We start from the raw sequence: 12829 nt of genomic DNA on the forward strand, positions 1-12829 counted from the left end.
TAAGTAAAATAAATGAATAAATATATAGTCACAAAAGATGGTTGAGCAACCATCTTTTGTGATTGTTTAAATATATAAGGGGTGAATGGGATGGATTTTGGTTTTTTAACGAAATATTATGGAATGTATTTAACTGGTGCAAGAAATACCTTATTATTGGCATTTTTTACTGTATTACTTGGCGTATTTTTTGGCGTGGCCTTAGCCCTGATGAGATTATCTAAAAACCCTATATTAAAGGGATTTGCTGCATCGTATATTGAATTTATTAGAGGAACACCATTATTAGTGCAATTATTAATTATTTATTACGGATTACCTCATTTAACAGGGATGCGTTTTCCTGATCTGTTTGCGGGTATTGTGGCCCTGACATTTAATAGCGCAGCCTATATTGCAGAGATTATAAGAGCAGGTATTATGTCTGTAGACAAGGGGCAAATGGAGGCGGCGAGATCCTTAGGGATGCCCCATAGTATGGCCATGAAGCACATTATTATTCCCCAAGCATTTAAAAATATATTACCAGCCCTAGGCAACGAATTTATCGTGGTGATAAAGGAATCAGCAATCGTTTCTATCATTGGGATTTCTGATATCATGCGTACTGCTACAATTGTAAGAGGTAATACCTACAGGCCCTTTGAGCCTTTGATTGTAGCGGCGGTCATGTATTTTATGATTACATTTACATTATCTAATCTGATGCGTATGATGGAAAGGAGGCTGCGTGCAAGTGATTAAAGTAGAAAATTTGCATAAAAGCTTTTCGGATTTACATGTTCTAAAGGGCATAAACAGAGAAATAAAAAAAGGTGAAGTCGTTGTGGTGATTGGACCCAGTGGTTCTGGAAAAAGTACTTTTCTAAGATGTTTAAATCTTTTAGAGGAGCCTAATGATGGAAAAATCCTATATAACGGCGTGAATATCGTGGATAAGAAAAATGATATTAATAAATACAGAGAAAAAATGGGCATGGTATTTCAGCAATTCAATCTATTTCCTCATATGACGGTGTTAGAGAATATTATGCTAGCCCCCATGCAGATAAAAAACATGAACCGTAATGATGCCATGAAAATTGCAATGGATTTGTTAAATACTGTAGGGCTTTCAGAAAAGGCAGAAACATATCCCAATAAGCTCTCTGGAGGGCAAAAGCAACGGATCGCCATTGCAAGAGCCTTGGCTATGCAGCCGGAAGTGATGCTCTTTGACGAACCAACCTCAGCCCTAGACCCGGAAATGGTAGGGGAAGTGTTAGATGTGATCAAAAAACTTGCGGCTCAAGGGATGACAATGGTTGTGGTGACCCATGAAATGGGATTTGCAAGAGAAGTAGGAGACCGGGTTATTTTTATGGATGAAGGAAGAATTGTTGAAGAGGAAGCTCCGGAGGTCCTGTTTAAGAGCCCACAAAATCCTAGGACACAAGACTTTTTAGGAAAGATACTCAGATCATACTAAAAGGATAAAGCCATATGTCTATGGTTGTATGTAACCGAATAAGATTTTCAATAAGCAGCCACCTGATTTCAAATAGGTGGTTTTTTAGTTTTTGGGTTTTGGATGTATGAGAATGTTGAAAAAGTAAATAATACCAGAAGAATAAAGAGATATTTAATTTAGCAAGCCGATCAAGGATTCGAGTAATGCAATTAGTTTGAAATTAGATAAAAAGGAGAGAATCATATGGCGCGAAACAGAAAAACAATGGATGGAAATGAAGCCGCAGCTTATGTTTCCTATGCTTTTACAGATGTGGCAGCCATTTATCCCATCACTCCCTCTTCTTCCATGGCAGAAGGAGTGGATGAATGGGCTGCCCACGGAAAGAAAAACATTTTTGGACAGACTGTTAGAGTCGTGGAAATGCAGTCAGAAGCTGGAGCAGCAGGGGCGGTACACGGGTCATTACAAGGAGGTGCATTAACAACCACCTACACAGCATCCCAGGGACTGTTGTTGATGGTCCCGAATATGTATAAGATGGCTGGGGAGTTGTTACCAGCAGTATTTCATGTGAGTGCCCGGGCTCTTGCTGCCCATGCCCTATCAATATTTGGTGATCACCAAGATGTCATGGCGACTAGACAAACGGGTTTTGCAATGATTGCCTCAAATAGTGTCCAAGAAGCAATGGATCTAGGTGGGATAGCTCATTTAGCAGCCATCAAGTCACGGGTACCTTTTTTACACTTTTTTGATGGCTTTAGAACCTCCCATGAATATCAAAATATTGAAGTACTAGAGTATGATGAACTCAATAGATTGCTGGATCATCAAGCTGTAAAGGAATTCAGAGACCGTTCATTAAACCCTGAACGACCTGTTACAAGGGGGACAGCGCAAAACCCAGATATCTATTTCCAAGGGAGGGAAGTGTCTAACCCTTATTTTGATGCAGTACCAGATATTGTAGCTGATTACATGAAGGAAATTACTAGAATAACCGGGAGAGAATATCAGCCATTCAATTACTATGGAGATCCAAATGCAGATCGCATCATTATTGCAATGGGGTCCATGTGTGAAGTTATTGAAGAAACAATAGATTACTTAATGGCTCAAGGAGAAAAAGTAGGAGCCATCAAAGTCCATCTTTATAGACCTTTTTCACCAAAGTATTTTTTCGATGTCCTTCCAAAATCAGTGGAGCGAATCGCTGTGCTGGATAGAACTAAGGAACCTGGTTCATTGGGAGAACCATTGTATGAAGATATTAGAAGTCTTTTCTATGGACGACAAAAGGAGCCACTGATCGTTGGTGGGCGCTATGGGTTAGGCTCTAAGGATACAACACCGTCACAAGTCGTGGCTGTATTTAATAACTTAAAGCAAAGTCAGCCGAAGGACCAATTTACCGTTGGAATCAAGGATGATGTAAGCAACACTTCTCTGCCAGAGGAAGAAATCATCGAAGTTTCACCTGAAGGAACAATTAACTGTAAATTCTGGGGATTAGGGTCAGATGGAACCGTTGGAGCCAATAAAACAGCCATTAAAATTATTGGAGACCGAACAGATCTATTTGCCCAGGCTTATTTTTCCTATGACAGTAAAAAATCAGGTGGTACCACGATTTCTCATCTGCGTTTTGGAAAGAAGCCAATTAAGTCACCTTATTTGATTTATCATGCAGATTATATTGCTTGTCATAATAAGTCCTATGTTTATTTATATAATTTATTAAAGGGGTTAAAGGAAGGCGGCATCTTTGTATTAAATTGCCCTTGGACTTCGGAAGAATTAGAAGAAAAGCTACCGGCATCTCTTAAAAGACAAATTGCAAAGACAAAGGCTAAGTTTTATATCATTGATGCAGTTAAAGTAGCAGGGGAAATCGGTCTCGGTGCACGGATCAATATGATCATGCAGGCTGCATTCTTTAAGCTAGCACAGGTGATCCCTGTGGAAGAGGCAGTAAAATATTTAAAAGAAGGTATAGAAGATGCCTATGGTAAAAAAGGTGAAAAAATTGTAGAGATGAATAATAAGGCAGTGGATCAAGGGGTTAATGCATTGACTCAAGTGGAAGTGCCATCCCATTGGTCAGACGCCAAGGATCAAGCAGTTCCTGAAAGAAAGGAATCTGATTTTGTCAAGAACATCCAACGAGTGATGGAAAGACATGAAGGAGATGAATTACCAGTTAGTGCTTTTAAAGGAATGGAAGATGGTACATTTCCCATGGGAACCACTGCGTATGAAAAAAGAGGAATCGCAATTATCGTTCCCCAGTGGCAGACGGACAAGTGTATTCAGTGTAACCAATGTGCCTATATTTGTCCTCATTCAGTAATTCGTCCATTCTTGTTAGATGAAGAGGAAATCAGTAAAAAACCTGAAACATTTGAAACAAAGGATGCCATCGGTAAAGGGCTAGAGGGTTATCAGTACCGTATTCAAATTAGTCCCTACGATTGTACAGGATGTGGTAACTGCGCAGATATTTGTCCAGCACCGAAAAAGGCATTGGTAATGGTGGATGCTGAGCAGGAAATGAGTAAGCAGGAGGAAAACTGGGAGTTCTCCGCGGAGCATCTGACATACAAGGATCATTTAATGACTAAATCATCGGTTAAAGGTAGTCAGTTTGCCCAACCATTATTAGAGTTTTCGGGAGCCTGTGCAGGATGCGGTGAGACTGCCTATGTTAAGCTGTTAACTCAATTATTTGGAGATCGAATGATGATTGCCAATGCAACGGGTTGTTCCTCTATTTGGGGGGCCAGTGCACCCTCTGTTGCCTATACAACAAACTCATGTGGACGAGGACCAAGCTGGGCTAACTCATTATTTGAAGACAATGCTGAATTTGGTTTTGGAATGCACTTGGCTTCTCAGCAAATGCGATCGAAATTAGCAGACTTGATGAAAGAAGCATTAAAAAGTGATTTAGATGAAGATTGTAAGCAAGCATTTAGGCAGTGGTTAGACAACAAACAGGATGGAGAAGCGTCTAAGGAAGCTTCAAGAAAAATTGTATCCTTATTAGAGAAGCACCATCATCATGACCCAATTATTAAAGAAATTTTAGAAAAGAAGGATTACTTAACGAAGAAATCAGTTTGGATCATCGGTGGGGATGGATGGGGCTATGATATAGGATATGGTGGCGTTGACCATGTATTAGCCACAGGTGAAGATGTGAATCTATTGGTCATGGATACGGAAATCTATTCAAATACAGGAGGACAGTCCTCTAAGGCCACACCTCTGGCGGCGGTGGCTAAGTTTGCGGCTGCTGGAAAACGGATACGAAAGAAAGACTTAGGACTAATGGCCATGAGCTACGGCTATGTTTATGTGGCCCAGGTAGCCATGGGAGCCAATATGAATCACCTAGCTAAGGTGGTACAAGAAGCTGAAGCCTATCCAGGACCCTCTCTTGTTATTTGCTACGCACCTTGTATTAGTCATGGGATTAAGAGTGGCATGGGAACCAGTGTGAGACAAGAGAAAAAGGCTGTTGAAGCGGGATACTGGCATCTATATCGATTTGACCCAAGACTGAAGGATCAAGGCAAAAATCCATTTGTACTGGATTCCAAGGAGCCTAAGGAGTCATTTAGGGAGTTTATTGAGGGAGAAATCCGTTACTCTCAAATTCTAAATGTATTCCCTGAGGAAGCAGATGAACTCTTCACAGCTGCAGAGAACAGTGCAAGGGACAGATATATGACATACAAGCGATTAGCTGATATGAATTTTGAACAATAATTAAAAGATAAAAAAAACGAACTCCTTTTAGATATCTAAAAGGAGTTCGTTTTTTTAGGTTTTGGATAAAAAAGGAATAAGGAGATAAAATTAAATAAAATAATATTTAAATACTTTGATATTTCCTATATAATGAAACGAGAAAGCAATAAGATGATCCTGAGAATATACATAGGCCTAAAGACAGATGAAAAATATAGATAGTAAAGGCAGGATTGATATTGTGAAACCCTCATAGAAATAGAGTGAGTGGGAAATTTTTAAGTCCATATACATGACAAGAGGAATAAGATAATAGAATAAAATATATATTGAGATGGTCAATACAAAGAGTGAGAGACAAAAGTAATTTGTTACATTATTTAAGTGAAGATATTTTACCAGGAGAGGGAGAAAAAATATGGAAAGAAGCAGTGGGATTTTGATGCATATTTCATCCCTACCTAGTCCCTATGGAATAGGAAGTTTTGGAAAGGAAGCCTATGAATTTATAGACTTTTTATCTATAGCAGGACAAAAATATTGGCAGATACTCCCTATTGGATCTACGGGTTACGGAGATTCCCCCTATCAGTCCTTTTCTACCTTTGCCGGTAATCCTTTTTTTATCGATTTACAGTTATTGAAGGAGGAGGATCTGCTGGAAGCTAGGGATTTTGATAATATAGATTTTGGAGATAATCCCACGAAAGTAGACTACAGCAAGATATTTGAAAACAAATTACCGGTTTTAAGAAAAGCATTTGAAAATGGGAAAATAAGATATGGTGACGAGGTTGAGGCCTTTAAAAAAGAAAATGTATTGTGGGTAGAGGATTATGGTCTTTATATGGCCTTGAAGTTTCACTTTAACTCTAAATCATGGCAGGAATGGGAACAGGACATTAAGCTTAGGGAACAAGAAGCAATTCATTATTATAAAGAACGATTAAAGGACGAAATTGACTATTGGATTTTCCTACAGTTTCTTTTTTTTATACAATGGAATCGGTTAAAAAATTATGCCAATGATAAGGGAATTAAAATTATTGGGGATATTCCCATCTATGTGGCAGAGGATAGTGTTGATGCATGGGTCAACAGTGAAATATTTTTATTTGACGAATACAATAGACCGATTCACGTTGCTGGGTGTCCACCGGATGGGTTTTCTGAAACTGGCCAATTATGGGGAAATCCTCTCTATCGCTGGGATGTTTTGGAGGAGAGGGGCTTTGATTGGTGGGTGGAAAGAATCTCAGGAAGTATGAGATTATATGATGTCATTAGAGTAGACCATTTTAGAGGGTTAGAATCCTATTGGGCGGTGCCCTATGGAGAACAAACTGCTGAAGGTGGTAACTGGTTAAAGGGGCCTGGAATTAAGCTTTTTCATGCCATTGAAGCGCAATTAGGGCATGTTGAAATTATCGCAGAGGATTTGGGTTTTCTGACACCAGATGTCATTGCCTTGAGAGAACAGACAAAATACCCTGGCATGAAGGTATTGCAATTTGCCTTTAATATATGGGAAGAGAGTGACTATCTGCCCCATAACTATGATAAAGACTGTGTAGTTTATACAGGAACCCATGACAATGATACCGTAATGGGATGGTTACAAAATGGACCTAGAGACGATGTGGCATTTGCCAAAAGGTATTTACATCTTAATGAAGAGGAAGGTGTTCATTGGGGATTCATAAGGGGCGCCTGGAGCTCTGTAGGGGATTTAGCTATTGCCCAGTTACAGGATTTCTTAGGGTTAGGGAGTGAGGCTAGGATGAACACGCCTTCAACCCTAGAGGGCAATTGGCATTGGCGAGTAAAAAAAGAAGCATTAACCAGGGAGTTAGCTGAAAAAATAGGTGGACTCACAAAGTTGTATGGGAGGTAGGAGCCTAGATGCTAAATAAAAGAAAATTCAAAGAAAGTGTTGAACGCAATATCAGAGTGAATTTTCTAAAGACAATCAAAACAGCGTCGGGCCAGGAGCGGTACCATGCTGTTGTCAAAACCTTGATGGAGGAAGTTGTTACACATTGGCAAGAGACCAATGAAAGACATCATAATAAAAAGAAAGCTTGTTATTTTTCCGCTGAGTTTTTAATGGGAAGGGCCTTTGGAAACAATTTATTGAATTTAGGAATTTATGAGGAAGTAAAGGAAGTATTAAATGAACTTGAGATCGATATTGACGAAGTAGAGAAGGCGGAAGCCGATGCAGGTTTAGGTAACGGTGGACTTGGAAGATTAGCGGCTTGTTTTTTAGAGTCCTGTGCAACCATGAATTTGCCAGTAACCGGGTATGGTATCAGATATCACGATGGTATTTTCAAACAAAGGTTTGTAGATGGCTTTCAGGTGGAAGAAGGGGACCCTTGGTTAGCTCATGGGGAACCCTGGTCCTTCAGACGAAGTGAAGATGCAGTAACCGTTGTTTTTGGTGATGAAAGTGTTAAGGCAGTACCCTATGACACCCCTATTATTGGTTATGGTAATCAAACCATTAATACACTGAGACTCTGGCAAGGAGAACCCCTAATCAACTTTGATTTTAATCTTTTTAATGAGCAACGCTACGATGAATCCGTTAAGGAAAAAAATAGAGCAGAGGATATCTCACGGGTATTGTATCCCAATGACTCTAAAGAGGAAGGTAAGATATTAAGATTAAAGCAACAATACTTCTTTGTCTCTGCATCCTTGCAGGATTTAGTGAAAAAATACAAAGAGACAAATGGAAACGAATTCGAAAAATTTCATCAGTATCATGCCATACAATTAAATGACACACATCCTGTGGTAGCCATACCAGAGTTAATGAGAATACTCACTGATGAAGAGGGACTCTGCTGGGAAAAGGCTTGGGGGATTACAACTAAAACCTTTTCTTATACGAATCATACCATCTTAACTGAAGCCCTTGAAAAATGGGATGTTAAATTGTATCAGAAAATGCTTCCGAGAGTTTATGAGATTGTTAAAGGAATTGATGAACAATTCATAGAATTTTTAAATGAAAAATCCTATGAAAAGAAAAAGATAGATCAAATGAAAATCATCTCTAATGGAAGAATCAATAAAGCCTGGCTGGCCATTTACGGTTCCCATACAATCAATGGAGTGGCAGAAATTCATACAAATATATTAAAACACAAAGAATTAAAGGATTGGTATGAATTGTATCCCCAGAAATTTCAAAATAAGACCAATGGCATTACACCACGAAGGTGGTTAGCACTTTGCAATCAAGAATTATCCGCCCTAATCACAGCGCTTTTAAATACTGAAGACTGGATTACTGATTTATCTCAATTAAAGAAACTGGAAAAGCATCAGTATGATGATGAGGTATTGAAAAGATTCATGGCAATTAAAAGGACTAAAAAGAAACAATTGGCAGCATATATCTTTAAAAAAGAAGGAATACAGATTGATCCAAACTCCATTTATAATATACAGATTAAACGGTTGCATGAGTATAAAAGACAATTATTAAATGCCTTTCATATCTTAGATTTGTATTATGAACTAAAGGAAAACCCAGATATTCAAAGGACTCTAAGAACATTTATCTTTGGAGCAAAGGCAGCTCCGGGATATGTTAGGGCAAAGGGAATTATTAAATACATCAATGAAGTGGCGAAACTGGTAAACAATGATCCACAAATGAAGGATCAAATGAAAGTTGCCTTTGTAGAAAACTACAATGTTTCCTATGGAGAAAAGCTCTTTCCTGCGGCAGACCTCTCTGAGCAAATATCCACAGTGGGTAAGGAAGCTTCAGGAACAGGAAATATGAAGTTTATGCTAAACGGGAGTCCAACCATTGGCACCAATGATGGGGCAAATATCGAAATTGTTCAAGAGGCTGGAGAAGAAAACAACTTTATCTTTGGAATGAAGATAGAGGAGTTGCAGGCAATGGAAGATACCTATGAGCCTAGGGCGTATTATGAAAGTGTTCCAGGTTTAAAAAGAGTTGTAGATACACTGATAGATGGGACATTTGATGATGGAGATACAGGTATGTTTCAGGAGTTATATGACTCCTTATTAGAAGGTGCCAGTTGGCATAAGCCTGACAATTACTATTTATTGAAGGATTTTGATGATTATCGAGAAGCCCAGAGAAAAGCAGAAATAGCCTATGCGGATGAAATTGCTTGGGCAAGAAAGTGTTGGATGAATATAGCCAATGCAGGGAAATTCAGCAGTGATAGAACCATTACAGAATATGCAAAGCAGATATGGCATATATAGTTTCCCTCATAGAATAAATATTGATGGAATGGGTGCAATCATTGGAATTGTGCCCATTTCATCTTTTTTGTAAAATATTTTAAAGGAATTAAGATACTTTTGAAGAAATAGAAGATGAGTATATGATAAAAGATAAAAGTACATCTTTATGGGGAAATTATATGATTTATAGTAAGAAGGTTTAAACTTGATAGCAGGAAGGTTGATCTATTTGAACAAAACAATCAGGTATATCTTAGGAGTACTATTTATATGGGTGGCAGTCCATGTTTTGATCACTACATTTGATGGACTTAATGATAAAACTGAAATCGCTGATGCGGCTGTTGTACTAGGAAATAAAGTAGAATTAGACGGCACCCCTTCTCCACGATTACAGGGGCGGTTAGATAAGGCAGTAGAACTTTATGAAAAAGGATATTTCAACTATGTGATCGTAAGTGGTGGCACGGGAAAAGAGGGATTTGACGAGGCTCTGGTAATGAAAGACTATTTAGTTAAGAATGAAATTCCAGACGATAAAGTGATATTAGATCAAGAGGGCTATAACTCAATGATGACAGCAAAAAATACAAAAATCATAATGGATCATATGGATTTAGAATCAGTTACAGTGATTTCACAATTTTACCATATCACTAGAACAAAACTAGCATTTAGAAAAGTTGGTTTTGAGCAGGTGTATTCTGCCCATGCAGAATACTTTGATTTTAGAGATATTTATTCTATTGCCAGGGAGTTTGCTGGATATTATAAGTATTTATTTATGAAAGTATAAACACTACGATAGATAAGCAATATTAATAAGGGGGTATCGTAAGATGACAGCGCAACATCATTCAGTAAAAATAATGTGGGAAAATTATCTGAAGGCAAAGAAAGAAAAAGACAATGAAGAGCCTAATGAGAAGGAATGTGCTTCATGGCACTTTTGCAATAATGAAAAGGATGCAAATGAATTAGCTGAATTGGTACTAAAGGGGATAAAAAGGGCAACGGCATCCTTATATGATGGTTATGCATTTGAAGATCAGTCGATACCAGAGGTGGGAAACCATAGTATCATCACAAACTGGGAGGGTGTGGGCCAATGCATTATCAAGACAATAAAGATCGATGTGGTGGCCTTTAAGGATGTTACAGCAGAATTTGCTAAAACAGAGGGAGAAGGGGACCAATCATTAGACTATTGGCGAAGAGGTCACTGGAAGTTTTTTTCTGAGGAAAAGAAGATGATGAATGAGGAGCCTACAGAGGATATGCTTGTTGTTTGTGAGGAGTTTGAGATTGTTTATAAATAAAGTGATGCTAAATTTAGAAGAGTAGATCATAATATACAAAATAAGACTTAATGAAATCAAAGGAATTAAAGGGAACTATAGAAAATACTTGAAGGATCTTCACCAAGATAATCGATGAGAGGCATTGTAGTGAACGATGTGCTGACTCCGTTTTCTAGGTAGAAGATCTTTTATTTTTTGAAAACTTTCTTTTTATGAAAACTTTTCTCAAGCTTAGCGGGTATATTATATATAAGCTGCAAAGAAAGGTGGTGACAGTATGAATGAACTAATCAAACAAATAAAGGCAGGAGACAGGGAGGCCTTTAAAGCCCTCTATGATCAATATGCCAATTATACAATCAGGGTGGCAACAGGGATTACTCGAAATAAAATGGTTGCCGCAGATGCAGTGCAAGAAACCTTTATCCGTGTATATAACAATATTAATAGCTTTGATGAGGATAAACCCTTTGAACCATGGCTTTATAGAATCCTAATTAATGAGTGTAATCGAATTTTGAAAAATCAGTCCAAGACCATACCCATTAGTAATTACCTAGAAGAACATGCAGGTATAGTAGAAGAGGATGTCTACAAATTTGAGGAATATGAGGAGTTATACACTGCTGTTAACGAGTTAGACGACATGAATCGGATTCCAATTATATTAAAATACCTAGAAGGATTTACAGAGTTACAAATCGCAGATACGTTAAATCTCAATGTAAATACAGTAAAATCTCGTCTATTCAAGGGGAGAGAAAAACTCAAAAAAAAGATGGCAGCACTTAACGAGAGGAGGCATTTGTATGAATAAGAAATTTGATGATCAAATAAAGGAATCATTAATGAAGGGAACTGAAGAATCTACTAAACTCAAAGATGAAATATGGAATAAAATAGAACAAGAAATTGATGCAAATCAAATAAAACAAAAGATAGATCATAATCCAATAGGGGGATCAAGAAGGATGATAAAACAAAAAAGAAAAACGCCAAGAATTTTTGGTTTAGGAGCAGTTGCAGCTGCATTGCTTATCGTATTTTTAGCCGGTACTGCCCCAGGGCATGCTGCCATTGACAGGGTAAGGGAATTATTTGTACCAGAGAAAACCATTGTAGAAGAATTGGAAGGAATGGAAGAAGAAACAGACGTCAATTTACAAAAAAGCAGATTAGGATATGTGATTTATTTTGATGAACAAAGGTATTCATTAGACAGTTTAGATGGGAAGGATAAGATTGCGCCAATAGAACAGGCTGATTATGTCCCAGAAGTATTTATGGAAATAGAACAAGTAGAAGACAAGGATATAGAAACCCTGGCTACAGAAATCCAAAAAATGTTAGCGGGAGAATATGAGACGGTTAGAAATGAAGGCTCGGTGGATAGTCCGATCGAAAGCATCTATCTATATGCAAATACAGGTAACAATTGGGATGATGAAGTTGTGAAATATTATTTAGTGGACAATACCCAAGGGGGCGTATTTGTTATCAAACAGCAATTTTTCTTTGAAGCAAGTGAAGGCTTTGGTGTGAGGTTTGACAATATGTTAAAAGAGTTCCAAATGATTTCATTAGAAGAGTAGCTTGAGCTAAAGAATATACAATGATAAACTTGAGGTAAATAAAGGAATTTACTAATAAAAATTGAAATTATATTGGTGCCTCAGTGACTAAAATATTTTGATAATGTCATGTCTCTGAGGCACATCCATTCCTAGAATGGAAGCGAACCCAGCATGTTCATATATTTGAGAGGGGAAACAATGGAATCCAAAGACATCTTAATTTTAGAGACTATTGGGTAATATTTTATTCAATCAAAAAAAACCTATGCCCTGATGAAGACATAGGTTTTAAAATAGACATCACTTTTGGTTTGTGTCAACCCACTCTTTTGCATTTCTGACTTCTGTTTCATTGGGAATAGGGACATTGGAAAATGGCTTCATATCTTCAATATTAGCCCATGCTGCAGTGGTGTGGTTTTCAATAGGAGCCATAATATTTTTTTTGTTTGGGTTATTTCTTCGATGCATATGATCACTCCCTGCCTAGTTAAGTGGAAATT

Annotated in this window: 9 protein-coding genes and 1 pseudogene; 9 read left to right on the top strand and 1 reads right to left on the bottom strand. The window is 37.8% G+C overall.

Features of this window, described 5'->3' with window-relative positions:
* Positions 1-90: 90 nt before the first annotated feature.
* From AMET_RS08280 to AMET_RS08320, 9 genes and pseudogenes are all read left to right on the top strand, one after another.
* Positions 91-744, top strand: coding sequence for an amino acid ABC transporter permease (locus AMET_RS08280; protein WP_012062889.1), 654 nt, complete (start codon positions 91-93; stop codon positions 742-744).
* A complete protein-coding gene (locus AMET_RS08285; protein ID WP_041720527.1) occupies positions 737-1468 on the top strand; it encodes an amino acid ABC transporter ATP-binding protein in 732 nt (243 codons plus the stop codon). The genes AMET_RS08280 and AMET_RS08285 overlap by 8 nt, the downstream gene beginning before the upstream one ends.
* A 225-nt stretch (positions 1469-1693) precedes the next feature.
* On the top strand, positions 1694-5224 hold the full coding sequence (gene nifJ / locus AMET_RS08290) for a pyruvate:ferredoxin (flavodoxin) oxidoreductase (protein ID WP_012062891.1): 3531 nt from the start codon (positions 1694-1696) through the stop codon (positions 5222-5224).
* Between the two features lie 385 nt (positions 5225-5609).
* Positions 5610-7100 (top strand): annotated as a pseudogene (gene malQ / locus AMET_RS08295) (4-alpha-glucanotransferase); the annotation flags it as partial.
* Positions 7101-7108: 8 nt separating this feature from the next.
* Positions 7109-9469 carry a glycogen/starch/alpha-glucan phosphorylase gene (locus tag AMET_RS08300; RefSeq protein ID WP_012062893.1) on the top strand — a complete coding sequence of 787 codons (2361 nt, stop codon included), beginning with the start codon at positions 7109-7111 and terminating at the stop codon, positions 9467-9469.
* 211 nt (positions 9470-9680) lie between these two features.
* Positions 9681-10247, top strand: coding sequence for a YdcF family protein (locus AMET_RS08305; RefSeq protein ID WP_041721505.1), 567 nt, complete (start codon positions 9681-9683; stop codon positions 10245-10247).
* A 43-nt stretch (positions 10248-10290) separates the two neighbouring features.
* The gene (locus AMET_RS08310; RefSeq protein WP_012062895.1) at positions 10291-10770 is read left to right on the top strand and encodes an ASCH domain-containing protein; all 480 of its coding nucleotides are present in this window, start codon (positions 10291-10293) and stop codon (positions 10768-10770) included.
* Positions 10771-11029: 259 nt separating this feature from the next.
* Positions 11030-11569: an RNA polymerase sigma factor gene (locus tag AMET_RS08315; RefSeq protein WP_012062896.1), complete on the top strand. Its 540-nt coding sequence runs from the start codon at positions 11030-11032 to the stop codon at positions 11567-11569.
* Complete coding sequence (locus AMET_RS08320) at positions 11562-12344, top strand: hypothetical protein (protein ID WP_012062897.1); 783 nt, start codon at positions 11562-11564, stop codon at positions 12342-12344. The genes AMET_RS08315 and AMET_RS08320 overlap by 8 nt, the downstream gene beginning before the upstream one ends.
* A 282-nt stretch (positions 12345-12626) precedes the next feature.
* On the opposite strand, the gene AMET_RS24950 is transcribed toward AMET_RS08320, so the two are convergent.
* Complete coding sequence (locus tag AMET_RS24950) at positions 12627-12797, bottom strand: CDIF630_02480 family spore surface protein (protein WP_012062898.1); 171 nt, start codon at positions 12795-12797, stop codon at positions 12627-12629.
* Between the last annotated feature and the right edge of the window lie 32 nt (positions 12798-12829).

This window comes from Alkaliphilus metalliredigens QYMF (assembly GCF_000016985.1).
GTDB classification, from domain to species: domain Bacteria; phylum Bacillota; class Clostridia; order Peptostreptococcales; family Natronincolaceae; genus Alkaliphilus_A; species Alkaliphilus_A metalliredigens.